Source organism: Nocardia sp. NPDC055029 (assembly GCF_053608525.1).
Genome location: NZ_JBSGVQ010000016.1, coordinates 1 through 23,861, shown reverse-complemented (window position 1 = coordinate 23,861; position 23,861 = coordinate 1). Strand labels below are relative to the sequence as shown.

The 23,861-nt window shown below is 68.4% G+C and carries 27 protein-coding genes; 11 read left to right on the top strand and 16 right to left on the bottom strand.

The window, feature by feature from the left end; translation table 11 throughout:
* The first annotated feature begins 28 nt into the window (after positions 1 to 28).
* Complete coding sequence (tkt, locus tag ACWF9G_RS16320) at positions 29 to 2,089, top strand: transketolase (RefSeq protein ID WP_452516133.1); 2,061 nt, start codon at positions 29 to 31, stop codon at positions 2,087 to 2,089.
* On the top strand, positions 2,086 to 2,796 hold the full coding sequence (locus ACWF9G_RS16315; RefSeq protein ID WP_452516131.1) for an HAD-IA family hydrolase: 711 nt from the start codon (positions 2,086 to 2,088) through the stop codon (positions 2,794 to 2,796). Before tkt ends, ACWF9G_RS16315 begins: the two co-directional genes overlap by 4 nt.
* Before the next feature lie 183 nt (positions 2,797 to 2,979).
* Here the strand turns inward: ACWF9G_RS16315 and ACWF9G_RS16310 are convergent, their stop codons facing one another.
* The gene (locus tag ACWF9G_RS16310; RefSeq protein WP_379308482.1) at positions 2,980 to 4,413 is read right to left on the bottom strand and encodes a DHA2 family efflux MFS transporter permease subunit; all 1,434 of its coding nucleotides are present in this window, start codon (positions 4,411 to 4,413) and stop codon (positions 2,980 to 2,982) included.
* Between the two features lie 46 nt (positions 4,414 to 4,459).
* A complete protein-coding gene (locus tag ACWF9G_RS16305; protein WP_452516129.1) occupies positions 4,460 to 4,936 on the bottom strand; it encodes a MarR family winged helix-turn-helix transcriptional regulator in 477 nt (158 codons plus the stop codon).
* A gap of 119 nt (positions 4,937 to 5,055) precedes the next feature.
* On the opposite strand from ACWF9G_RS16305, the gene ACWF9G_RS16300 reads away from it, so the two are divergent.
* Entirely contained in the window at positions 5,056 to 6,066 is a 1,011-nt protein-coding gene (locus ACWF9G_RS16300; RefSeq protein WP_379308480.1) for an LLM class flavin-dependent oxidoreductase, read from the top strand.
* 63 nt (positions 6,067 to 6,129) lie between these two features.
* On the opposite strand, the gene ACWF9G_RS16295 is transcribed toward ACWF9G_RS16300, so the two are convergent.
* Positions 6,130 to 6,738, bottom strand: a complete 609-nt coding sequence (locus ACWF9G_RS16295) for a DUF4126 domain-containing protein (protein ID WP_379308479.1) — start codon at positions 6,736 to 6,738, stop codon at positions 6,130 to 6,132.
* A gap of 176 nt (positions 6,739 to 6,914) precedes the next feature.
* Between ACWF9G_RS16295 and ACWF9G_RS16290 the strand changes: the two genes are divergently transcribed.
* Positions 6,915 to 7,391 (top strand): DUF1772 domain-containing protein, encoded by a 477-nt coding sequence (locus ACWF9G_RS16290; protein ID WP_452516128.1) that lies wholly within the window; start codon positions 6,915 to 6,917, stop codon positions 7,389 to 7,391.
* 21 nt (positions 7,392 to 7,412) lie between these two features.
* Positions 7,413 to 7,811, top strand: a complete 399-nt coding sequence (locus ACWF9G_RS16285) for a PPOX class F420-dependent oxidoreductase (protein ID WP_379308477.1) — start codon at positions 7,413 to 7,415, stop codon at positions 7,809 to 7,811.
* Between the two features lie 53 nt (positions 7,812 to 7,864).
* Here the strand turns inward: ACWF9G_RS16285 and ACWF9G_RS16280 are convergent, their stop codons facing one another.
* From ACWF9G_RS16280 to ACWF9G_RS16265, 4 genes are all read right to left on the bottom strand, one after another.
* A complete protein-coding gene (locus tag ACWF9G_RS16280; protein ID WP_452516127.1) occupies positions 7,865 to 8,506 on the bottom strand; it encodes a hypothetical protein in 642 nt (213 codons plus the stop codon).
* Positions 8,507 to 8,604: 98 nt separating this feature from the next.
* A complete protein-coding gene (locus tag ACWF9G_RS16275; RefSeq protein WP_452516125.1) occupies positions 8,605 to 9,582 on the bottom strand; it encodes a sterol desaturase family protein in 978 nt (325 codons plus the stop codon).
* A gap of 88 nt (positions 9,583 to 9,670) precedes the next feature.
* A complete protein-coding gene (locus ACWF9G_RS16270) occupies positions 9,671 to 10,219 on the bottom strand; it encodes a TetR family transcriptional regulator (RefSeq protein ID WP_452516123.1) in 549 nt (182 codons plus the stop codon).
* Positions 10,220 to 10,227: 8 nt separating this feature from the next.
* Positions 10,228 to 10,752, bottom strand: coding sequence for a hypothetical protein (locus ACWF9G_RS16265; RefSeq protein ID WP_452516121.1), 525 nt, complete (start codon positions 10,750 to 10,752; stop codon positions 10,228 to 10,230).
* A gap of 82 nt (positions 10,753 to 10,834) precedes the next feature.
* On the opposite strand from ACWF9G_RS16265, the gene ACWF9G_RS16260 reads away from it, so the two are divergent.
* From ACWF9G_RS16260 to ACWF9G_RS16245, 4 genes are all read left to right on the top strand, one after another.
* Positions 10,835 to 11,227 carry a PPOX class F420-dependent oxidoreductase gene (locus ACWF9G_RS16260; protein ID WP_379308472.1) on the top strand — a complete coding sequence of 131 codons (393 nt, stop codon included), beginning with the start codon at positions 10,835 to 10,837 and terminating at the stop codon, positions 11,225 to 11,227.
* Between the two features lie 273 nt (positions 11,228 to 11,500).
* Positions 11,501 to 11,923, top strand: a complete 423-nt coding sequence (locus tag ACWF9G_RS16255) for a hypothetical protein (protein ID WP_452516119.1) — start codon at positions 11,501 to 11,503, stop codon at positions 11,921 to 11,923.
* A gap of 188 nt (positions 11,924 to 12,111) precedes the next feature.
* Positions 12,112 to 12,960 carry a helix-turn-helix transcriptional regulator gene (locus ACWF9G_RS16250; protein ID WP_452516118.1) on the top strand — a complete coding sequence of 283 codons (849 nt, stop codon included), beginning with the start codon at positions 12,112 to 12,114 and terminating at the stop codon, positions 12,958 to 12,960.
* A gap of 111 nt (positions 12,961 to 13,071) precedes the next feature.
* On the top strand, positions 13,072 to 13,836 hold the full coding sequence (locus ACWF9G_RS16245) for a glucose 1-dehydrogenase (RefSeq protein ID WP_379310767.1): 765 nt from the start codon (positions 13,072 to 13,074) through the stop codon (positions 13,834 to 13,836).
* Between the two features lie 14 nt (positions 13,837 to 13,850).
* Here ACWF9G_RS16245 and ACWF9G_RS16240 read toward each other — a convergent pair whose 3' ends face one another.
* From ACWF9G_RS16240 to ACWF9G_RS16215, 6 genes are all read right to left on the bottom strand, one after another.
* Complete coding sequence (locus tag ACWF9G_RS16240; RefSeq protein ID WP_452516117.1) at positions 13,851 to 14,648, bottom strand: ABC transporter permease; 798 nt, start codon at positions 14,646 to 14,648, stop codon at positions 13,851 to 13,853.
* Positions 14,649 to 14,650: 2 nt separating this feature from the next.
* The gene (locus tag ACWF9G_RS16235; RefSeq protein ID WP_452516116.1) at positions 14,651 to 15,547 is read right to left on the bottom strand and encodes a 2-aminoethylphosphonate ABC transporter permease subunit; all 897 of its coding nucleotides are present in this window, start codon (positions 15,545 to 15,547) and stop codon (positions 14,651 to 14,653) included.
* Positions 15,548 to 15,629: 82 nt separating this feature from the next.
* Positions 15,630 to 16,844: an ABC transporter ATP-binding protein gene (locus tag ACWF9G_RS16230; protein WP_452516114.1), complete on the bottom strand. Its 1,215-nt coding sequence runs from the start codon at positions 16,842 to 16,844 to the stop codon at positions 15,630 to 15,632.
* A 28-nt stretch (positions 16,845 to 16,872) separates the two neighbouring features.
* The gene (locus ACWF9G_RS16225; protein WP_452516112.1) at positions 16,873 to 17,919 is read right to left on the bottom strand and encodes a 2-aminoethylphosphonate ABC transporter substrate-binding protein; all 1,047 of its coding nucleotides are present in this window, start codon (positions 17,917 to 17,919) and stop codon (positions 16,873 to 16,875) included.
* 82 nt (positions 17,920 to 18,001) lie between these two features.
* Entirely contained in the window at positions 18,002 to 18,679 is a 678-nt protein-coding gene (locus tag ACWF9G_RS16220) for a phosphonatase-like hydrolase (RefSeq protein WP_379310773.1), read from the bottom strand.
* An 8-nt stretch (positions 18,680 to 18,687) separates the two neighbouring features.
* The gene (locus ACWF9G_RS16215; RefSeq protein WP_452516111.1) at positions 18,688 to 19,815 is read right to left on the bottom strand and encodes a TIGR03364 family FAD-dependent oxidoreductase; all 1,128 of its coding nucleotides are present in this window, start codon (positions 19,813 to 19,815) and stop codon (positions 18,688 to 18,690) included.
* A gap of 97 nt (positions 19,816 to 19,912) precedes the next feature.
* Here ACWF9G_RS16215 and ACWF9G_RS16210 point away from each other — a divergent pair, with 97 nt between their 5' ends.
* Positions 19,913 to 20,635, top strand: a complete 723-nt coding sequence (locus tag ACWF9G_RS16210) for a GntR family transcriptional regulator (protein ID WP_452516110.1) — start codon at positions 19,913 to 19,915, stop codon at positions 20,633 to 20,635.
* Positions 20,636 to 20,639: 4 nt separating this feature from the next.
* Here ACWF9G_RS16210 and ACWF9G_RS16205 read toward each other — a convergent pair whose 3' ends face one another.
* Positions 20,640 to 20,999, bottom strand: coding sequence for a DUF4254 domain-containing protein (locus ACWF9G_RS16205; protein WP_019048160.1), 360 nt, complete (start codon positions 20,997 to 20,999; stop codon positions 20,640 to 20,642).
* A 427-nt stretch (positions 21,000 to 21,426) separates the two neighbouring features.
* On the opposite strand from ACWF9G_RS16205, the gene ACWF9G_RS16200 reads away from it, so the two are divergent.
* Positions 21,427 to 22,290, top strand: coding sequence for a helix-turn-helix domain-containing protein (locus ACWF9G_RS16200; protein WP_379310777.1), 864 nt, complete (start codon positions 21,427 to 21,429; stop codon positions 22,288 to 22,290).
* Positions 22,291 to 22,321: 31 nt separating this feature from the next.
* Here the strand turns inward: ACWF9G_RS16200 and ACWF9G_RS16195 are convergent, their stop codons facing one another.
* Both ACWF9G_RS16195 and ACWF9G_RS16190 read right to left on the bottom strand, forming a co-directional pair.
* Entirely contained in the window at positions 22,322 to 23,248 is a 927-nt protein-coding gene (locus tag ACWF9G_RS16195) for a thioesterase domain-containing protein (RefSeq protein ID WP_452516108.1), read from the bottom strand.
* A gap of 52 nt (positions 23,249 to 23,300) precedes the next feature.
* Positions 23,301 to 23,744, bottom strand: coding sequence for a hypothetical protein (locus ACWF9G_RS16190; protein WP_452516106.1), 444 nt, complete (start codon positions 23,742 to 23,744; stop codon positions 23,301 to 23,303).
* Positions 23,745 to 23,861 lie beyond the last annotated feature (117 nt).

Below are 23,861 nucleotides of genomic sequence, written 5' to 3'. Positions count from 1 at the left end.
GAGGGCACGGCGGCGGCGATGCGGTCCGATGGACGGACCCGATCAGGAAGGCCGCGCCATGCCGGAATCCACTGTCCATCGGCCGCTCGTCGCGCCGTCGGTCGAGACCGACCAGCTCGCCGTCGACACCCTGCGGTTCCTCGCCGCCGACATGGTCGAGGCCGCGAACTCCGGCCATCCCGGCATGCCGATGGGGGCGGCGCCGATGGCGTGGACGCTGTGGAGCAGGCATCTCCGGCACGATCCGGCGGACCCGGGATGGGCGGACCGGGACCGGTTCGTACTGTCTGCCGGGCACGGTTCGGCACTGCTGTACGGGCTGCTGCACCTGTTCGGCTACGACCTGCCTGTCGAGGAGCTGCGCCGCTTCCGTCAGCTGGGGTCGCGGACGCCGGGCCACCCGGAATTCGGCGAGACCCCCGGGGTGGAGTGCACGACCGGGCCGCTCGGTCAGGGGCTGGCGATGGCGGTCGGAATGGCATTGGCGGAGCGCATGTCCCACGCCCGCTACCCCGAGATCACCGAGCACCGCACCTACGCGATCGTCGGCGACGGCTGCCTGATGGAGGGCGTCAGCCATGAGGCCGCTTCCTTCGCTGGGCACCTCGGGCTCGGCCGGTTGATCGTGCTCTGGGACGACAATGCCATCACCATCGATGGTGCGGTGGACCGTTCGTGCGGTGACGACCAGATCGCCCGCTTCGCCGCCTACGGCTGGCACACCGAGGTGGTGCCGGACGGCACCGATATCGAGGCGATCGACGCGGCCATCCGCCGCGCCGGAGCCGACCCGCGCCCGAGCTTCCTGGCCGTGCGTACGGTGATCGGTCATGGCGCCCCCGACGTGGCGGGTACGGCGAAGGCGCACGGGTCACCCTTGGGCGCCGATCAGCTGGCACGAGCCAAAGAGCTCGCGGGGTGGGGCTATCCGCCGTTCACGGTGCCCGAGCAGGTCGGTGCTACGTGTGCGGTGCTGGCGGAGATCGGCGCCGAGGACCGCGCGGACTGGCTCGACCGTTTCGCCGAATTCGCCGCTGCCGCACCGGAACGCGCCGAGGAGTTCGCCCGCGCCTGCGCGCGGATCCTGCCCGCCGGGATCGTCGATGCGCTGTCCGGGATCGTCGGGGACGCACCGCGGGCGACTCGGCAGTCCTCGCAGGCGTGCCTGGATGCCATGCTGCCGGTGCTGCCGGAGCTGGTGGGTGGCTCGGCCGATCTCGCGGGATCGACCGGCACCTCCTGCGGCCCGGTGGTGACCCGAGACGACTACTCGCGCACCGCGATCGCGTTCGGTATCCGCGAATTCGGCATGGCCGCCATCCTCAACGGGATCAGCCTGCACGGCGGATTCCGGGTATTCGGCAGTACGTTCCTGGTGTTCGCCGACTATCTGCGTCCGGCTTTGCGTCTGTCGGCGCTGATGGGTCAGCCGGTGATATATGTGTTCACTCACGACTCGATCGCCGTCGGCGAGGACGGACCGACCCACCAGCCGGTCGAACACGTCGAGTCGTTGCGTGTGATCCCTGGCTTGCAGGTGCTGCGCCCGGCCGATGACGCCGAGACCGCTCTCGCCTGGGAGTTGGCCCTCAGCCGCACCGACGGACCGACCGCGCTGGTGCTGTCCAGACAGGCACTGCCGCAGGACAACACCAACGCCCCGATTCAGCACGTCACCGACTCACAGGGTGACGCCACCGACTCGCAGAGCGCTATCGAATCCGCCGGCTCTGTCGACATCGCGGCCACCGGCTCGCCCGGGGGCGAGGACCTCCGCACCGTCGAACTCGTCGCCACCGGCTCGGAAGTCGCGCTGGCGGGGGCCGCAGCCGATCAGCTTCGGGCCGACGGCCACACGGTTCGCGTGGTGTCGGTGCTGGACCGCTCGCACTACTCCCCCGACCCCTCCGCCCACACCGTCAGCATCGAGGCGGGCAGCACCGTGGGCTGGGCGGGCCTGGTCGACCTCGCGATCGGGATCGACGGGTTCGGGCACAGCGGTCCCGGCGCCGAGGTCATGGCTCAGCACGGCTTCACCGTGCAGGCGGTGCTCACCCGAATCCGCGAATACCTTGGCGGGACACGATGACTCGCTTGGACGCGGTGATCTTCGATGTGGACGGCACGCTGGTCGACAGCGAGCGCGACGGTCACCGGGTGGCGTTCAACGCGGCCTTCGCCGAAGCCGGGCTCCCCGATCGGTGGGACGTCGACTGCTACGGGCAGCTGCTGAAGATCGCGGGCGGCACACACCGGATGACCTACTGGTTCGAGAGCACCGGCAGGCCACCCGCGCACGCCAGGGAGCTCGCGGAACGGTTGCACCCCAGCAAGACACGGATCATGCGGCACCTGGTCGAGAACGGGAAGATTCAGCCGAGGCCGGGCGCACGCCGGCTCATCGAGCGGCTCACCGCGCGGGGTGTCGCGCTGCACGTGGCGACCACCGGCACCCGCGCCTGGGTGGAACCGTTGTTGCGGAATACGTTCGGCGATGTGTTCGGCACCGTCGTCACCGGATCCGAAGTGCCCGATCTCAAGCCGAGCCCGGCGGTGTACCTCGAGGTCCTGGCCAGGACGGGCTGCGCTCCTGAACACGCCGTGGCCGTGGAGGACTCCGCCAACGGCGTCCTGGCCGCGACGGCAGCCCGATTGCGCTGTGTCGCAGCGCAGAACGCCTACACCCGCTCGCACGATCTGTCCGCGGCGACGCTCGTCGCCGATGGTCTCGACGATCCGGAGCTCGTCAGCTGGTTCGACACCCGGCTCACCGAATCTCAGCGGCTGGCGCGGTAGCGACTACCCGGACCGGACAGCAGTCCACCGGCCGTCGGGTTCGTCGGCCGCCCCGGCGCGGAAGCAATCCGTCCCGCAGGCGCGCAGGTCGCCGCCGGCACAGGTGGCGGCGGCGTTCTGCGAGGCGGAGCCGGGCTGGCCATGGAGGCTGTTCCGCGATGCCTGCCCCGGCGGCCTGCTGCTTCAGAAGGCGGGAACCGGGGTAGCGGCGGGTACAACCTCATCGGTGGAGCCCGGACGGCGCAGCACGGTGACGCTGACGACCAGGGCGGTGGCCAGCAGACCCGCCGCCACGGTGAACGCCAGCCGGTAACCGCTGGTCAGAGCCACGGCGTCCGATACACCCACCGCCAGCTCGGTACCGGTCCGCGCGGCGGCCAGGGTGGACAGGACCGCGATGCCGATCGCCATGCCGACCTGCTGGGTGGTGTTGAACAGGCCCGAGGCCAGCCCGGCATCGTCGGCCGCGGCACCCGACATACCCAGCCCGGTGAGTGCGGGCAGGACCAGTCCGCCGCCGGCGATCAGCACCATCATCGGCAGCAGATCCACGACATAGTCGGCCTGCACCGGAAGCCTGGTGAGCCATGCCATTCCGGCCAGCAGCAGCACCAGACCGGCGACGAGCACAGTGCGTTCACCGAAGCGGGTGATGAGCCGGGCCGAGGCGAACAGCGATACCCCGCCGATGGCGACGGCCGCGGGCAGCATGGCCAGACCGGTCTGCAAAGCGTTGTAGCCCAGCACCTTCTGCAGGTAGAGCGCGACGATGATCTGGAAGGCGAACATGGCGGACAGCGTCAGCATCTGCACGACATTGGCGCCGGACACAGTGCGGGAGCGGAAGATGCGCAGCGGCAGCAGCGGATTACGGGCGGTCGCCTGACGGATCACGAACGCGGCCAGCAGCGCGGCCGCCAGCGCGCCGAGACCCAGGGTGTGCAGCGAGTTCCAGCCGTACCGCTCGACCTCGACGACGGTGTAGATGCCGAGCATCAGACCGGAGGTCACCAGAACGGCACCGAAGACGTCGGCGCCCGCGGCCCAGCCGAGCCCACGGTCGGCGGGCAGCGCCTTGACCGCGACCAGCACGGTGACGAGCCCGATCGGCACATTGATGAGGAAGATCCAGTGCCAGTTCAGCGCATCGGTGAGCACGCCGCCGAGCACCTGGCCGATCGACGCGCCCGCCGCGCCGGTGAAGCTGAAAATGCCGATGGCCGTTGCCCGTTCACGGGGGCCGGGGAACATCGTCACCAGGATGCCGAGCACCACCGAGGCGGCGATCGCGCTGCCGACGCCCTGCAGGAAGCGCGCGGCGACCAGCATGGCCGGGCTCGTCGCCGCACCGGCCAGCAGCGATGCCACGGTGAAGACGACGTTGCCGGTGAGGAACATCGTCTTGCGGCCGATCAGGTCGCCCAGCCGCCCCGCCAGCAGGAGCAGGCCGCCGAAGGCGATCAGGTACGCGTTCACGGTCCAGCTCAGACCGGCGGGCGAGAATCCGAGGTCGTCCTGAATCGCCGGCATGGCGACGGTGACGATACTGCCGTCGAGGATGGTCATCAGCGTCGCCGCCGACAGCACCGCGAGGGCGATGCGCTGAGAAGTGGTCATGAAACGACCGTACTAGATAGTTTCGTTGCAGACAATCTATTACGGACTATTGCCTGGCGCGACGCGCGGGCGCAGCCTCTACCGCCGTCGACAGATGACCCTCCACCAGCAGATTCAGTGCGCGAACCAGGGTTTCGCGCTCCGCCTTCGGCAGCGACCCCAAGGCCGCCTCATGCACGCCGTCGACGATTTCGGTACTGCGCGCAGCGAGCTTCGCGCCCTCGGGCGTGACCGCGATGATGCGAGCACGGCGATCGGTGCTCGACGGCTTGCGCTCGGCCAACCCCGCCTTCTCCAACGCGTCGACAGTGACGACCATGGTCGTCTTGTCCATGTCACCGAGTTCGGCGAGCTGCGCCTGGGTGCGCTCGGCTTCGAGCGCGTGCACCAGCACGCAGTGCATGCGGGCGGTCAAGCCGATCTCGGCGAGTGCCGCCGCCATCTGGGTGCGCAGGACATGACTTGTCCGGTCGAGCAGGAAGGACAGGTCGGGCTCGGTACGGGTAGGCGCGAGGGCGGTCATACGGCCACTATAGTTTTGTTATAGATAATCTGCATCCATCCGCAATCCAGGGAATTTCGCCGGACTGCAGTCCGTTTAGGTGATGACCGGAGCAGACCGCATCCCGAAACGAGGTTCACATGGAACTGGGGCTGACCACCTTCGCCGAGCTGTACCCCACCGGCGACCGGCCGGCGCCGACCGCCGCCGAGCGCCTGCGCCAGGTCGTCGACGAGGCCGTCGCGACCGAGGCCGCCGGCCTGGATGTCTACGGCGTCGGCGAGCACCATCGCAAGGATTTCGCGGCCTCCTCCCCCGCGGTCGTGCTGGCCGCCGCGGCGGCACGCACCGAGCGCATCCAGCTGACCAGCGCGGTGACCGTCCTCAGCTCCGACGACCCGGTCCGGGTCTACCAGGACTTCGCGACACTGGACGGTCTGTCGAACGGCCGGGCCGAGCTGATGGCCGGGCGCGGCTCGTTCACCGAGTCGTTCCCCCTGTTCGGCTACAACCTCGGCGATTACGACGCACTGTTCGAGGAGAAGCTGGCCCTGCTGCTGCGGCTGCGCGAGGAGGATCCGGTGACCTGGTCGGGCCGGTTCCGTGCGCCACTGCGCGACGTGACGGTGTACCCGCGCACCGACGACAGGCCGCTGCCCGTGTGGATCGCGGTCGGTGGCAGTCCCGAATCGGTCATCCGCGCCGGCCTGCTCGGGCTGCCGTTGGCGATCGCCATCATCGGTGGCCAGCCGGCGGGCTTCAAGCCGCTGGTCGAGCTGTACCACCGGGCGCTGGCCGAGGGCGGCCACGAGAAGCAGCCGGTGGCGGTGCACGCGCACGGCTATGTCGCCGACAGCGACGCGCAAGCCGTCGCCCACTTCTACGCGCCGTACGCGCTGGCCATGTCGACCATCGGCCGCGAACGCGGCTGGAGCCCGATGACCCGCGAACAGTTCGATGCCCTGCGCTCGCAGAGCGGTTCGCTGTTCGTCGGCACTCCCGACTACGTGGCGGGCAAGATCGCCGAGGTCCGCGACACCCTCGGGCTGGACCGGTTCATGTTGCACACCAGCGTCGGCACCCTCCCGCCGGAGCAGGTTCTGCACAGCATCGACCTGCTGGGGACGAAGGTGGCGCCGCAGGTGCGCTGAGCCGTCGCACGCCGAGGGTCGACCCGCCGCCGATTGTCCTGGCGCTCGGCATGTTCGGGACCGCTATTCGAGTGCGGCGGCCGCGCCCGCGCTTCGCGCCTCCCGGCGTTCCCGGCGGCGACGGAGGTAACGCCGGATGCGGCTGGCACAGGCGTAGACGATCCACAATCCGATGGCGAGCAGGACCGCGGCGATCACCGCTGCCAGCACCGGGAAGAACATGGCGAGGGCGAGGACGCCGCCGACGCTCAGGTCTTCGGCGGTGCTCAACGCGATATTGGTGACCGGTTCCGGTGAGGTGTTGATCGCCATGCGGGTGCCCGCCTTGACGATGTGACTGGCCAAGGCGGTCGTCCCACCGACCGCCGCGGCGAACAGGGTCGGCAGCGAATCATCCTGACCTGCGATCAAGGCCGACACCACCGCACCCGAGGCGGGCCGCACCACCGTGTGCACGGCGTCCCAGAACGAGTCGAGGTACGGGATCTTGTCCGCGACGGCCTCGATCAGGAACAGCACTCCCGCGGCGACGAGCACATCGGTCCGTTGGAGTCCAGGGGGCACGTCGTCGGTCCAGCCGATCCGGCCGAACAACCCCAGCAGGAACACCACCGCATACGCGTTGATCCCGCTGGCCCAGCCCGCGGTGAAGATCAGAGGTAGCACCGACACCCACTCAGCGTAGGCCCGCCGACCGACGGCTCGCGGTAGCTCGACAGCCATGGTCGCGGGTCGCCGAGGTGAGATGTTCCGTGCGAATCATCTAGCACCGCTAGACAAGCTAGCGGGCAGATGTTACCGTTGCTCCAGTTTCTAGCACTGCTAGTAGTCAAGAGAGGGAGCCGAAAATGCTCATCGTCACCGGCCAGATCATTGCCGCCGTCGCCGTTCTCGCCAATGCCGTCATCTACGGCACCGATGTCTGCGCGGCCGTGATCACCCGGTCCGTCTACCGCAAACTCGATGATGCGACCGTGACCATGAGCGCGGGATGGGGCCACTATTACGGCGACAAACGCATGCCGGTGTTCGGTGTGGGCGGTGTGGTCACCGCGGTACTCACGCTGCTGATCGCGCTGTGGACCGGGCAGATCGGCGCCGCGGTCGCGGCGGGGATCACGGTGGCGGCGCTGCTGACCTGGCTCGCCTTCTACGTCCGCATCGCCAAGCCGATCAATTCCCGGCAGACCGCCGCCGCGCAGAGCGGCACCGTTCCGGCCGATGCCCGTGCGCTGCAAGACAAATGGGACAGCATCCTGAAGTACCGAATCACCCTGCAGTTCATCGCCATTGCCGGACTGTGCGCCGCGCTGATCCTGTTCTGACCTCACCAAGGAGTAACCGACATGACCTTCACCATCAATGAACAGCAGTTCCTCGCCGAGGCCGGGATCGGCCGGCTGGCCACGGTGTCGCCCGACGGCGTAGTCCAGAACAACCCGACCAACTATCGGGTGAACGCCGACGGCACGATCGACATCGGAGGCATGCGGATGCGCGCCACTCGAAAGTACCGCAATGTCGAGGCCGGTAGCCGGGTGTCGTTCGTCATCGACCAGCAGGTTTCCCTGGATCCGTACGTGATTCGCGGCATCGAGGTACGCGGCACGGCCGAGGCGATCGATGACGAGGAGCCACCGTTCCCACACCAGGAACGCACGGTCATCCGCATTCACCCCGAACGGGTCATCTCCTGGGGCATCGACGGCGGATCCTTCGACTTCACCAGTCGCGACCCCGCGTAGTCAGGCACCCTGGGCAACGGCGAGCGGACCACCACGCCCGCCGGTGCCCCCGCTCAACTCTCGGCGAGGACCGCGGCATCCACATACCGTGGATCACGGGCGATCGCGACGAAACTCGACTCGCCCTCGGCGCCAACCGATTCCTCCACCTCGGCCAACCGGACGAGCAGTTCGAAATAGCTCGCCTCGGCCGTTCGCAACTGCGCGATCGTCGCCGTGAGATCGATATCGGCGGCGAACCGCGCCCCATCGGCACCGACCGACAGGGTCGCCAGCCATCCGCCCGAATCGGCCGCGAACATGGCCCCGCTGGTCTCGGCCCAGAACAACACCGTGCTCGGCGCCGCGGCAGAGCTCGACCGCCCCGCCGCGGCGAGCATCACGAGCGCGGTATAGATGTTCGACTCACAGAACCCGAAGTGCATCAGATACGCCTCGAGCGCTCCCGCCCGATACCTCAGTACATAGGTCAGCCCACCGGTGTCCTCCCCGAAACAGTCGGCGAAATACTCCCGAGGCGTTATCCCCTCCTCGGCCTGCCGCCAATCCGGCGCCTTCCCGTCCCAGAACCACCGGTCATACATCGCGCCATGATTCTCGATGGCCTCCGGCCCCGGCGCCGGTGTCTCCAGCCACTGCTCGAATGCCTCCCTCTCCATGGGAATTCGAGCAGCAACGACAAACGTGTCCGACACAACCGGCTCCTCATCGATCTCGATGGCGCCCACATCCCGGGCCCACGCGCCATCCTAAGAATGCCGGGTTCCTGGCGCGCGCCGACCGAGCTGGTCGATCAGGTCGGCCGCGGCTGCCAACCGGGCCCCCGGAACAGGAAGCCGAGCTTGTCCGACAATGTCGCCGCGTTCCTGACGTCCCGCCAGAGCGCGACTATCTCGCGGGCATTGATCTTTGCGATGTTGTAGGTCTCGACGTTCTTGGTGAGGCCGTAGATCGCCCGCTCGCCCTCCGGCTCGAAGGAGCCGAAGATACGGTCCCAGATGATGAGGACGCCACCGTAGTTGCGGTCGAGGTATTCGGTGTTGGAGCCGTGGTGCACGCGGTGGTGGCTCGGCGTGTTGAACACGAATTCGACAGGCGCCCACAGTTTGTCGATGACCTCGGTGTGGATGCCGAATTGGTACAGCAGGTTGATCGCGTAGGAGGCGGCGATGATCTTGCCGTCGATTCCCGACAGTGCCAGTGGCACAAGGAACGGCAGGGACGTGACAACCAGCCAAGGCGTACGTAGTGCCGTGGTGAGGTTGAAGCTCTCGCTCGAGTGGTGCACGACGTGGACCGACCAGAACACCCGGATTTCGTGGTGCGCGCGGTGAAACCAGTAGTAGGCGAAGTCGACCCCGACAAGTGCGACGGCCCACGCGGCCCAACCCTCGAGGTGCCACGGCACCAGCGAAGAAACAGAGGCGAAGATCGCGAGTTCCACCAGCGCCCAGGGAATGTTGAGGAGTTGGTACCCGAGACCGCCGGCGATGGAGGTAGCCGAGTCACGGTAGTCGTATGGCTTGCCGCGACGCTCGAGATACACGATCTCCGCCCCAACGGCGATGATGAAGACCGGGATTGCCAGCCAGATCAGTATGGTCGAGACATCCATGCCGGACATCGCGGACGCGAGTCGGGGAATGACGATGACTACGGCAGCCGTGCCCAGTCCTGCGACGAGCACTCCGCAAGCCAGGATGACCCTGGTCCGGCCGTTGGCCAGGAACTTCTCCTGCCGCGCCTCGGCGGTCGATTGCATGCCACTCATAGGTAAACCATCGTCCGGGGCGGCGCTCCACACCAGGGACCCAAGGTGTAGCTGATCGCCACCTTGTCCGACATCCAGGGGGTGCAGCTCACAGGAGGCGACGGACGGCCTCGACGATCGCGCGGCGGCGGTCATCGGCGCTCTCGGCCTCGGACGGCAAGCTGGTGATGTTGCTCGGGCTCCACGCGAGAGCCATGCCGAGGACGAGGGTCAGCAGTGTCGCGGGTGAGAATTCGGAGCCGATGCCGTCCTTTTCCTGTGTCGCGGCGAGTGCATCCAGTTTGGCGTCGCGCGCGGGCGCCGCGACGGCTGGGTCCTGGTCGCCACGCTCCAGGCGGTGCCAGGTGGCCAACCGGATGACGTCGGGGTTCTGGCGGCAGTAGTCGAATAGCCGTCCCGCGTACTCGGGGAGGTCGCCGGGGGTGAAGGGGACCGAATTCATGCCGTGGGTGACGTGGGCGTCGAAGACCGCGTCGAAGAGCAGGTCCTTGCTGCAGAAGTAGACGTAGATGAGATTCTTGTTGGCCGCCGCGGTCTTGGCGATCCGGTCCACGCGAGCTCCGGCGATACCGTACTTGGCGAACTCATCAGTGGCGGCCTGGAGAATACGGGCCTTGGTGGCGTCGGCTCGGGACATTTTCGGCGTCACCCGATTCCGAAGACGGCGATGACCGCGTCCGATGCGACGAGCAGCACCGTGCACCACAGGGCGATCCCGGCCATCAGCCAGCGGATCAGCCGCCAGCTGGGGATGCCAAGCGCCGCACCTAGTAGGGCCGAGCCCCAGGTACCGAAGAGGGCAGGCCCTACTATGCCGAAACCCGCCACGCCGTATCGGTCGAGGACTCGCTTGGCCCGCCGCCCCGTGGCGCCGGAGAGCCGGGCGTCCGCTGCGGGCGCCTCTCCGCTGGTCACAGCGATGGCGGATGCGCCGTCGGCTTCCGTCGCCGAATCGGCCCGCGCGGCGGCCGACTTCCGGCGGACGCGGCTGGACTGCCAGAGCAGCCGGACGCGTTCCATGGCGAACACCGCGAAGACCACACAGCAGGCCGCGCCCAGCAGCACCGCGACCAGCGCGACCGGACCCGGCAGGGAAAGTGAGAGCCCGACAGGAACCGCGGGGGTGCCTAAGACAAAGCCCGCGAGCAAGGTCCCAACGAATCGCCCCATGCAGATTCCTCTCAGCCACGTCGTGCGCTTCGCTGGGCGGTTCCAACGACCACAAACTTAACTAACTGGTTAGTATCTTGTCATGAAACACACCGACACGGTGCTGGGCGAATTGGCGGCCGGCAAGTATCTGCTTCTCACCACGTTCCGCCGAGACGGCAGGGCGGTTCCCACGCCTGTCTGGGTGATGCGCGACGGCCAGACGCTGGCGGTGTGGAGCGCGGCGGACGCAGGCAAGGTGAAGCGGATCCGCAACGGGAGCCGGGTGACGGTCGCCCCGTGCGACTGGCGCGGCAAGTCGCTCGGTGCCTCGGTTCCAGGCTTCGCCGAGGTGCTGGCACCGGACGCGAGTACACACTTCACCGCTCTGATGAAGCGCAAGTACGGGCTGGTCGCCCGGATCGGGCTCCTGGGCAGCCGGCTGCGGGGAGGCTCCGAGCGCACGGTGGGCATCCGTATCCGGCTGGACGGTTGAGCGGGGGCGACCTGGGCCGCCCAGCGCACACCGGCTCACCGACATCGAGCGGCACCCCGACTCCCCACGGTTGTTACCTTGGTTCATGGTCAGCGCGGCATCTACCCGGCGGCGCGACGGACAATGTATTCGCTGTTGGGTTGTTCGCGGGAGATAGTGGGCGGTAGCGTACGGGCGGGGGTATTCGGGCAGTCGGCATGAGATGCAGAAGGCCGTCCTCGCCCGCCATTTCAACTGTCACACGGGGGTTTTCGAATGTCTCAGATCGATGCGATGCAGCCGGGCGTGCAGTCGCCCTACGCGAACGAGCCCGCGGTTCGGCGATTGACCCGCCTTGCCGGATCCGCCGGAATTGCGCTGGGTATCGCGCTTGTGGCCTGCTCTGTCGGACTGGTGGTGTCCGGGCTGGTCAATCCTGAATACCTGATCGTCGTCTGCGTGGTCGCGCTGTTGCCCGGGATTCCCGCCCTCAGCCTGCTCACGGCGTCGCGGCGGATTCTGCGTGGCGAGATCGCCGGAACGACCAGGGCGACCACGATGCTGGTCACCACGAGCGGCCTCGTCCTGCTGGGAGCGGTGGGCGCCATCATCGAAGGGCCTTGGCCTGCGAAGATTCTGATGGTCGTTCTCGCCATCGGTACTTTCACTACCGCGACCTTCGTCAACCGTGCCGATCGAGCGTTGAAGGGCCAATAGTGGAGGCTCGTTGGGGTAGCGCCGGATTCGGGCCTGCTCGGCCGTGCGGCTGATCCACACGGCCGAGAAACCACGGGGCGATCAGCGGCGCGGTGACACCACGATCGCTGCTCGGCTGTACCAGCGGTCGACGGTATTGCCCTCGTTGCCCATGAACCCTTCCGATTCCAGGTTGTTACCTTGGTTCCATGGTCAGTGCGGCATCGACCCGGCGGCGCGAAGAGTTGCGTGATTTCCTGCGGTCGCGGCGGGAACGGGTCCGGCCAGGAGATGTCGGGCTGCCCGCGGCGGGTCGTCGGCGTACGCCCGGTCTGCGGCGCGAGGAAGTCGCGATGTTGGCTAGGGTGGGGGTGTCTTGGTACACGTGGCTCGAGCAGGGGCGCGACATCACGGTGTCGGCGGAAGTCCTCGACGCCGTGGCGGGGGTCTTGCGGTTGAGCGAAGCGGAGCGGGTGCATCTGTATCTGCTCGCCGGGCTGAATCCGCCGCCCGCGGGTGGGACGACGGGGGCGGAGGTGACTCCTGAGATTCGTCAGCTCATCGATGGCTGGGAGCGCGGACCTGCCGTGGTGCGTGATCGGTACTGGAACATCCTGGCGTTCAATGTCATCGCCGGGCGGGTGTTCGATTGTGCGGACGGGGAGCCGCACAATTGCCTGGTCACCTTCTTCACCAGTCCGCGGTATCGCGGACTGCCCGAACTGTGGGATGCGGCGGCGCCCGGGGTGGTCGCCGCGTATCGTGCCGATGCCGCGCTCGCACCGCACGATGACGAATTCCACCGGGTGGCGAGCGAACTCGCCGACGCTGAGCCTGAGTTCGCGCGGCTGTGGGAACGGCATGAGGTCGGTGCTCCGCTGCAAGCGGTGAATGCCCTCCGTCATCCCGAGGTCGGCGAGCTGTACTTCGACGCCACCACGCTGACCATCGCCGACCATCCGAATTGGTCGCTGGTGTTGTACAACCCGAGGCCGGGCTCCGATACCGCCGAGCGTCTCGCCCGCCTGCCGCGGCTACGCCTGTCCGAATCTGCGTGACGTGCAGGGTAACTGCCACGCTCGATGCGTCGGGCCGTGCGAGCCTGGTGTTGCCACACCCCTGATAACTGCGCACTGCCGACGCGTCGGGCGAGCGGCCACGCTGAATCCATGACGCACAACAGTTCTCGATTCGACGGCAAGACGGCCCTGATCACCGGTGGTTCCAGTGGGATGGGTCTGGCCACCGCGCACCGGTTGGTCGCCGAAGGCGCCAGGGTGGTGGTGACCGGTCGCGACAAGATCCGGCTCGACGCTGCGGTATCCGAACTCGGCGAGCGCGCACACGGTATCGCGGGCGATGTCACCGATCTCGGCGACCTCGACACCATGGCGGCCATCGTCGCCGACCGTTTCGGTCAGCTCGATGTGGTGTTCGCCAATGCGGGTATCGGCTCGTTCCAGCCGATCGATCAGGTCACCGGCGCGCTGTTCGACGACGTGATCGCCGCCAATGTCAAGGCCGCGTTCTTCACGATCCAGAAGGCGCTGCCGCTGCTGCCCGATCACGCCGCGATCGTCATCAACGCGTCGTTCGGCTTGCACCGGGGTGTCCCCGGCGCGGCCCTGTACTCGGCGAGCAAGGCCGCCGTCCACAATCTGACCCGAACGCTCGCCGCCGAATTGGCGCCGCGCCGGATCCGCGTGAACTCGGTCAGCCCCGGCTACATCGATACGCCGGCCTTCCGCGCCGAACTCTCGGAGGCCGCGCAGGCCGGCGTCGCGGGTCTGTCCCCCGCCGGTCGGGTCGGTACCGCCGAGGATGTCGCTGCCGCTGTCGCCTTCCTCGCCTCCGGCGACGCCGCCTACATCAACGGCCATGATCTCCGGGTCGACGGCGGTCTCACTGCCGTGGACGCCGCCGCACTCCTGTAGCGAGACTGCTCGACTCACCGCAAGGCGGCGCGGCCCCGCACCCGGCCGAGGACGACGAGCACGACCAGCGTCACCATCACGAGGACCGTGGTTCCGGCCGCGGCGTCGAACACCTCGCCGCGGTCGGTCTGGGCGAAGATGCTGACGGGCAGCGTCTTCCAGGTGGCGGGGTAGACCATGATCGTGGCGCCGAGCTCGCCCATGGACAGGGCCACCGCCAGACCCGCGGCGGCACCCAGGGCCGGCAGCAGCAGCGGCAGGGTGATCTGGCACATGACCCGCACCGGGCCCGCACCGAGGGATTCGGCGGCCTGACGGTAGGCGGGGTCGAGCCGGTCCAGTGCGGCGGAGACCGCGCTGAACGCGTAGGCCAGGACCAGGACCGTGTGCGCCAGGATCACGATCCACTTGGTCCCGCCGAGCAGCAGCGGGCGTTCGTTGAAGGCGATGAGCACACCGAGACCGACGGCGACCGAGGGCACCGCGACCGGCAGGTGGAACACCGCGTCGGTGAAGCGGCGCAGCCAGCCGGGCGCTTCCCGCGAAGCCAGTGCCGCCCAGGTGCCGATGACCAGCGAGATCGCGCCGGCCAGCAGTGCGGTCTGCAGGCTCACCGACAGGCTGGCGGCCTGCTCACCGCTGAGGGCGTTGCCCACATTGGTGAAGCCGAGGTCCGACGGCAGCGGGCCGGTCCAGCTGCCAGCCAGTGCGGCGGCGACCACCGTGGCGATCGGGGCCACGAAGACGACCGCCACCACCAGCGCGAACACGCCTAGTACCAGAGCTTTTCCCCGAGGAGTCCAGACGAGCACGATCAGTCCCCCTTCGGGCGGGTGGTGAACCGGGCGAAGACGAGCCGGTAGGCGAGATACAGGGTGAGCGAGAGCAGCACCTGCACCGAGGCGAGCACGGCGGCGCCGGGCAGGTCGAAGGTGACGATGCCGCGGGTGTAGATCAACGCGGGCAGGGTGATCACGCCCTTGGCTCCGGTGAACAGCACGATGCCGAACTCGTTGAGCGTCAACAGCAGCACCAGGCTGCCGCCCGCCGCGAGCGCGGGCCACGCCTCGGGCAGGACTACCTGCCGAAGCACCCGCCACGGTGACGCGCCGAGGCTCGCTGCCACATCGAGTTGTTCGCGCGGCAGCTGTGCGAACGCGGCGAGCACCGGCCGCACCACGAACGGGGTGAAGTAGGTGATCTCGGCCAGGATCACCCCGAGCGGGGTGGTGAGGAAGTCGACGACCGGCTCGGTGGCGCCGGTCACTTCGGCCAGCAGCGCGTTCACCGCGCCCGCCGTTCCGTAGAGAAACGTGAAGGCGAGGGTGATCAGGAACGACGGCAGAGTCAAGATCGTGTCGATGAGCCTGCCGACCACCCCCGAACCAGGGAACGGCACGAATGCCAGCACGATCGCCAGGAACGTCCCGAGCACCAGGCACCCCGCCGTCGCGCAGACGGCGATGGACACGGTGCGCCACAACGCTTCCCGGAACGGCTCGGACCCGAGCACCGAAGTCCACACCTCGGTGCCGCGCCCGGTCGGAGTCTGGGTGGACTCGGTGAGTACGCGCAGGATCGGGTAGCCCGCGATGCCGAGCACGACGAGCACGGGCGGCATCGTCCACAGGATCGGCAGCCACGAACGCTGCGCGGGAGCGGGTTTCGTTTCAGCCGCGGGAGCGGGCTGATCGAGGATGGGAGTGCTCATCGCTGCACCTCCCCACGGCTACACCGAGTCGATACCGGCTCGGTGGGGTACGCCGACTGCACTCGGGTGCGCGTGAACGCGATCACGACGCGCCACCCCGATCAGCGCACTCGGAACCGGCTGTCCAGGTATCACTTCCACCACCGATCGCGTTGGGGATCAGCACACCGGCCGGATCGGGCAGCCGCACGCCGACGACCGCGCCGACCTCGGTGGTGAAATGGCCCGGCACGTCGGCGGCGAGCTCACCGGGCAGCCCATCGACCGCCAGCTCGACCCTGGTCGAAGCGCCGCGCCACACCGAGGACAGCACGGTGGCACGTAGGGCGTCGCGGTCACCGGTCTTGCCGACTGCGATCGTGTGCGGCCGAATGCACAGCAACGCGGCATCATTCGGCGCCCAGTCGGCCAGCCCGACACCGGGCTGCGGTGCCTGCGCGCGCAACGTCGCCGTACCGGCGGTAACCAGCGCCGCCGTGCCGGTGACGTGATTGACCGTGCACGGCACCAGATTCGCACCACCCAGGAATCCGGCGGTGAAATCGGAAGGCGGACGCTGCCACAGGTTCTCGGCGGTATCGATGTCGACCAGCCGGGAATCACGCATCACCGCGATCCGGTCGGCCAGTGCCAGCGCCTCGGCCTGATCGTGGGTGACATACAGCATCGCCGTGTCGGGCAACGCTTTCCGCAACCGCTGGAGCTCGCCGAGCATCGAGTGCCGTAGCTGCGCGTCGAGCGCGGCCAGCGGCTCGTCGAGCAGCAGCACCTTGGGCCGGATCGCCAGCGCGCGGGCGATCGCCACCCGCTGCTGCTGGCCGCCGGACAGCTCGCGCGGCAGCCGCTGGGCGTAGCCTGCCATCCCGACCATGTCCAGCGCCTCGGCGACCCGCGCGCCGATCTCGGCGCGCGGGACCCGGTGCGATGTCAGCCCGAACGCGACATTGCCGTGCACGCTCATGTGCGGGAACAGCGCGTAGGACTGCACGACGACACCGATCCCGCGCTTGGCGGGCGAGAGATCGGTGACGTCGCGGCCTGCCAGCCGGACCGCGCCCGAGGTGGGCCGGACGAACCCGGCCAGCGCCTTGAGCGCGGTCGACTTGCCCGACCCACTCGGGCCGAGCAGCGCGACGGTCTCGCCGACGGCGACGCGCAGGGTGAAATCGGCCAGCGCGACCGCGGCCTTGCGGCCCCTGCCGTACCTGACCCCGACCCGGTCGAACACGATCGCCTGCTCGTTCGCCGCCGCCACGGTGCGCGTGGCGGACTTGATGCGGAGGTCACCGTCGAACATCGTCAACTCCCTTACAGCACAGCCGGATTCAGCTGCCGGTTGCCTTCTGGTACGCCGCGAGGTCGGCGTCCAGCTCGGCGAGGACCTTGTTCCAGTCGACCGCGACGACGTCGACGCCCTTCAGCGCGGCGGCAGGCCCACCCTCGGTGGGGGCGGCCACATCGGTGCGCGGCGACACGGCGAACGCCTCGGGGCCCAGCTTGCTCTGCGCGTCGGTGGCGAGCAGGAAGCTCATCAGCTTGGTGGCGTCGTCCTTGTGCGGCGCGCCCTTGGCCAGGCCCATCACGTAGGGCACCGGCACCGTGGAGCGCTTGCCGTCGGCGGCGGGGAAGAAGACGTCGAACATGGAGCCCTTCTCCTTCACCGTCGTCAGGTTCATCTGCACATCGCCGTTGGCGATCAGCAGCTCACCCTTGTCGACCTTGGCCTGCAGCTTGCCGGTGGACGAGGACGGGCCCACATTGTTGGCCTGCAGCGCGGCCAGGTAGTCCAGCGCGCCCTGCTTGCCGCGCAGCTGCTGCAGCAGCACCAGCACGGCGGTGCCGTCGCCGGCCTGGCCGGGGGTGGAGTACTGCAGCTTGCCCTTGTACTCCGGCTTCAGCAGGTCCTCCCAGGTCAGCGCGGAGGCGTCGACCGCGGGGTTGGCGATGAAGCACAGGTAGTTGTTCGCCAGGGTCACGTAGGTGCCCTCGGCGTCCTTGTCCGCGGCGGGGATCGCGGCGGTGTCGATGCCGCTCGGCTGCAGCAGGCCCGACTTCTTGGCCTTCTGGATGAACGGCGGCAGGGTGACGACGACGTCGGCCTGCGGGTTCGACTGTTCCTTGTCGACGCGGTTGACGACCTCGCCGGAGCCCGCCTCGACCAGGTTGACCGCGATGCCGGTCTCCTTGGTGAACTCGGCGAAGCGGTTCTTGTACCAGCCACCGACACCGTCGGCGGAGTACACGGTGACGGTCTTGCCGTCCGCGGATTCGGTGCCGGTGCCACCGCAGGCCGCGGTGAACGCGACGGCGGTGACGCCGGCCAGCAGCAGCGCGGCCCTGGACAGGCGGCGCGCGGTGAGGGAAGTACGCACGATTACAGCAACTTTCGGCTTGGTGTCGAGGGGGAATCGCAGGGACGGTGGGAGATACCGCGACGGCTGCCGCGGCACGCGATCAGAGAACGAGTGCGGGGAACTCGGCGACCGAGGCGACCACGTGGGTCGCGCCCGCCGCGCGCAGCTGGTCGGCGGTGTGCGCGCCGGTGAGGGTGCCGGCGACGATGCCGGCGCCCGCGGCGAGGCCGGTCGCGATGTCGCTGGTGGTGTCACCGAGCACGGCGATCCGGTCGACCGCGTCGACGCCGAGGCGAAGGGCCGCCGTCAGGACCATGTCGGGATAGGGGCGCCCGCGGCCCGCGTCCGAGGGCGCGAGGGTGAGATCGACCAGATCGGCCCAGCCGAGAGCGGCCAGCAGCTTGTCCTGGGTGCCGCGGCTGAATCCGGTGGTCAGCGCGACCCGCACGCCCGCCGCACGCAGCGCCGTGATCGCCTCGACCGCACCGGGAACGGGTGCGATGTCGGCCTCGTCGATCAGAGCGTCGTACGCGGCTTCGAAGGCGAGATTGCCTGCCTTGGCGGCGTTCTCGTCACCGAGCAGCGCGCGGAACACCTCGATCTTGGACTGTCCCATGGTGTCGACCACGTACCGGCGAGCCTCGTCGCGGCGTGGGCCTTCGGTGTCGATCCCGGCGGCGGTGGCGGCGACTTCGAAGGCGCGCAGCACCAGTCCGCCGTCGGCGACGGTCGTGCCTGCCATGTCGAGGACGGCGAGCTGAATCCTGTTGTCCGGCATGGTTGTCCTCACAATCCGATCTGGTCGGCGGTCTGCTCGCCGATGGCGGGGCCCAGCGTCATGCCGCGGCCGCCGGGGCCGGTGACGACCCAGACGTTGGTGTCGGCTTGCACCCGGGTGACGATGGTGTCGGGGTCGACGCTCTGGCTGTAGACGCCTGCCCAGCGGCGCACGATCGGCGGCAGCTTGCGGCCGAGCAGCTCCTCGGTCACCTCGGTGAGGTGGTCGTAGGGCGCCTCGTCGACGTCGAAGGCGAACGGCTCGGTGTATTCGTGGGTGTCACCGATGGTCAGGCCGCCGTGCAGGCGCTGCACACACAGCAGCTGCATCCTGTGCTCGGCGGCGGTCGCGGTCTGGGACTGCTCGGCGGCGAGCGAATCCACTTCGGCGCCTGCAAAACCCGGGTAGTAGCGGAAGCTGTCGCCGTCGGCGATCGCGGTGGTGAGCGGTTCGCCGAGCGGCGCCGTCTGCATCATCTGCAGCCGGACCCGGCGCACCGGCAGCTCACCGGCGAGCTCGCGAGTGAGGCCGGAGTGCGCGGCGCCGGGGCAGTGCACGACCAGGTCGGCCTCGTGGCGGCGGCCGTGATCGTCAACGACGACGGCACCCGATCCGGTATCGAGTACCGAACGGGCTTCGGTGCCCTCGTGGAAGGTGTAGCGGCCGCTGCTCGCCATGTGGGCGCGCAGCGCTGGCAGCGCCTGGCGCGATTCCACCGCGGCATCGGTCGAGCAGTGCAGTCCGGCAAGGTATTTGCCACGCAGTGCCGGGTTGAGCGCGCGCACGTCGTCGGGATCGAGCAGGGCGAAGCCACGCGCCTGCGCCGTCGCACCCGCGGCCGCGGCCTCCGCGACGGCGAGTTCGGCGGGGGTGCGCACCAGCGTGATCGATCCGGCTGGACGGAAACCGACACCGGCGACCCGGCCGCCGATCTCCTCCCACAGCTCGCGCGAACGCAGGGTGAGCTCCAGCTCACCCGCCGCCCGGCCGGAGACCCAGACCAGGCCGAAGTTGCGGACCGTCGCACCGCGTGCCGCACGTTCGCGTTCGAGCTGAACGACCTCGTGGCCACGGGCGATCGCCGCCAAGGCGTGTGCGGTGCCGAGTATTCCGCCACCGATGATGACCAATCGCATGCCAATGATGGTGACAAATGGTCTAGACCGATAGGTGTGGGCAGCGAGAACGGCAGGTTAAATTTTGGTATAGACCAATCCATGTAGGCTGGACGGCATGGAAGCACCGCACACGACGCGCGTTCCCAAGGTGTTCCTGGTTCGCACCGAGATCGACGCCATCCTGGCCGATCTCGGCGAAGGCGACCCGGTGCCGTCCGAACGCGACCTCGCCGCCCGCTTCGGCGTCGCCCGCGAGACGGTGCGCCAGGCACTGCGAGAACTACTGGTGGAGGGCAAGATTCGTCGCCGCGGCCGGGGCACTGTGGTCTCGCGCCCGAAACTCACCCAGCCGCTGTCGCTGCAGTCCTATACCGAGGGCGCGATCAAACTCGGCCGGACACCCGGCCGCATTCTCGTCGCCTGGGAAGACGTCCCCGCCGACGCGGAGACCGCCGCCGACCTGGAACTGGAGCCGGGCACCGAGGTGATGCACCTGGAACGGGTGCTGCTCGCCGACGGCGAACGTATCGGACTGGAGAGCACCTACCTGCCGCTGCACCGTTTCGGCGGCCTGCGCGGCAGCTACGACCCGACCACCTCGCTGTACGCGGCGATCCGCGCGACCGGCGTCACCTTCGCCGCAGCGCGCGAACGCATCGAAACCGTGCTCGCCGCGCCGCGCGAGGCGGGACTGCTGGAATGCACCACCGCGCTGCCGATGCTGTTGCTGCACCGGCGCAGTGTCGACGCCGACGGCGCACCCGTCGAACGGGTGCGATCGCTGTACCGGGGTGACCGCATCGCCTTCGAGGCGATGCTGTCACCCGAGCACGCGTGATGGGCTACTGCTCGGGCAGCCTGCGCCTGCCACCGGCCACATCGGTGACCAGATCGGTGTAGCCGTCGACCAACTCGGCGAGGTGGTACCAGTGCTTGTGCGTGCTGTCGCTGCGCGCACCGTCGAGGTCGATGGCCTGGTTGGCATCCACCCAGCTGCGCGCCATCCGGTCGACGACGGCGCCCAGACTCTCGGTGTGCAGTGACGCGCCGTTGCGATGCAACGGGATCTCCTGCACGATCCAGTCGTTGATGTCGTCGACGAGTTCGCTGCGACGGCAATCGATTTCGGCGATCAGCGCGGCATCGCGCACCTGCGCTCGCCGTTCGTGCAGTTCAGCAAGCGCGTGCGCCGACCGCAACAATTCTCGATCTTGAAAACGCCTGCCCTGGAATGCGCACAACAATTGCGGCGCAGTCGGCAGTACCCCCATCACCGGCGCGCTCATCGCAACGCCCCGAATTCACCCGACACCCAAGATTTGTGTACCAACATGATTGGCTCTCGATTCGGTTATCCCGGTCTTCTGTTCGGATTGCTCGCAACCAGGCTAACTGGATCATGCTCGCTCACAAGACGAAACGCAAGATTGCGTTGTCACTCCTGCAGTAAAGCCACCCTGACAGAACCGGCGGTCACATCCGCAGGGCAGCACGGCTTTACGGCGTGTCTTCGAGCGCGTCGACCTCCTGCTATGCGCGATGGCCTGCCTTCTTCGCCGATCGCGTGACATCGGCGCCCCACAGCGCAATAATGCGATTCACGAAGCGCGCCACAGGAGAAGGGGAACCATGGCAGGCAAGCGCACGACACTGACCGTCCGGTTGCGCCGGCTCGCCGCCATGTTGCGCGAGTTGCGCGAAACCGCGGGTTTGAGCAAGGAAGATGTCAGCGCTCGTACCGGCATCAACGTGACCACGCTGTATCGCATCGAAATGGCGCAGGCTCGCCCGCAACGCCGCACTCTCGGCGCGATGCTCGACCTGTATCAGGTCAACGAGAGAACGCGCGATGAAGCACTCAGCCTGCTCACCGACGCGCTCAAACCCGGTATGTCGCACGCCTATGAGGGCGCGCTGTCCGACGTCTACGCGACATACATCAATTTCGAAGCAGAAGCGCTGTCGGCCCGCCAGTACCAGACCTCGACCGTGCCCGGCCTGCTACAGACCTTCGACTACGCCGCGGCCGTGATCGACACGTCGATGCCACGCCTCGATGCCGCGGTGATGGAGAGCAGGGCGAAGGCGCGGATGGATCGCGCCGTCAACCTGACGAAGGAGGAGCCGCTCGAGCTCTGGGTGGTGATGGACGAGGCGGCGATCCGCAGGGTGGTCGGCGGGCCTGCCACGATGGCAGGTCAGCTCGACCGGCTGCTGCTCGAGACCAAGCGCAAGAATGTGATCCTGCAGGTGCTGCCGTTCGACGCGGGCGCTCATCCCGGCATGGCAGGCTCGTTCACTCTGCTCGACTTCCGCAATCCGGTCGACCCCGAACTGGTGTACGTGGAGAGCATGTCGGTGCACGACCTCGTCGAAGGGCACTCCGAGATCCGCCGGTTCGGCGTGATCTTCGACCAGTTGCGCGCGATGGCGTTGAGCCCGCGCGATTCGGCGGCGCTGATCGCCCAGGCACGCGCCGATATCGCTCAGTAGCGACAGGCCTGCCGATCGCGGCGGATCGCGATCAGCGTGCGACGCCGGTTGTCGACGTCGCGGTGGCCGTGCCGAGGACGCGGGCGATCTCGGGCAGCAGCTCCGGTGCGGTCAGCTCGTCGGGCGCCGCATCCAGGACGATGCCGGTGACTTCGCCTTCGACGTACGGACGCCAGTTGCCTACCGCGACTTCCGGATTCGGCCGGTCTTCGCCGTCGGGCGTGCGGCCCGCGACACAGACGGTCAGATCTCCCGGGAGAAGCGAGGGGCGATGACCGGCCACCATCCGCGCTGTCGTGTCCGCCGCGTCGGCGATCCGGTCCAGCTCGGCGCCGGTGAGTTCCACTGTCCCGGCCAGGGCTGCGGTGACGATCGCGGCGGTCTCGTCGGCAGAGAGTTCGGCTGTGCCGGTCTCGACTCCGAGCAGCGGGCCGAATCGGGCGACGAATCGCCCGGCCGAGAGCCGCTGCGGCGCAACGGCTCCGCGGGCGGCGGGGTCGGTGTCGAGCAGTACCACCCGGACGTGGTCACCGGCAGCGCGCAGGAGCACCGCGATCTCGTGGGCGACGAAACCGCCCGCGGACCAGCCGAGTAGTTGGTAGGGACCGTGCGGGGCGATCCGGCGGATCTCGGCGACATAGCGGGCGGCGTAGTCGCGGATCGTGCGGGGCGTCGGGGCAACGGTGGCTTGCAGCCCGTAGATCGGGACGCGGGGATCGATGTGCGTGACCAGACCAGCGTAATTCCAGGCCAGTCCCGCTTCACCGGCCACACAGAACAGCGGGGCTCCGTCGGCGGACGCGGTGCGCGGACGAATCGGCAAGACGACCGACAGGGCCGACGACCCGGCGCGACCGCCGTCGACGGCGGATAAAGCCGGACACGCATCGGGCCGATCCGGCGACCACGCGCAGGCAGGGTCGGGCACGGTGCCGGACGAATCAGCGTGAATGCTCACGCCCAATGATACGTCGTACGAAACCGCCACCGGCCCAAGAGTTCCTGGGGCATCAGTACGTGTGCGCAGGCAGGCTGCGCACCCCTGCCCACAGATCGTCGACGAGACGCTGATAGCTGTCGGCGAGATCGTCGAGCCGAACCCATTCGTCGTGGTGGACCGAGTCGGGCCCACCGGCAGGCGCGACGAACGCCTTGGTGCTGTGCCTGGCCAGCCGGTCGACCAGTCCGCCCAGGGTTTCGCAGTGCTCGTCGGCCGCGGCGGACGGCACCGGCGCGGCCAGGATCACCCAGCGGTCGATCGCCCGCATGAGCTGCGCCCTGCGCCGGTCGATCGGCGCCGACTCGCTCAGCGGTGTCCGCTCCCGCAAGGCATGCAGCTGGGCCAGCTCACCCGCCGCGTCGAGGATCGGATGGCCATCGTGTGGCAAACCCCGAAACGCCGCGAGCAGCACATCGCGGCCGGGCAGCATCGACCCCCGAGCCGACTGCCGCATTCACCGCTCCCCCGCCGAACCGACGACGTCAACGCGCGAAACCTTCATCTGACATACCTCCGGGTCGGCGACGACACCCGGTGGGAGCGCCATCGCGTGCGGCGGAACGAAGACACC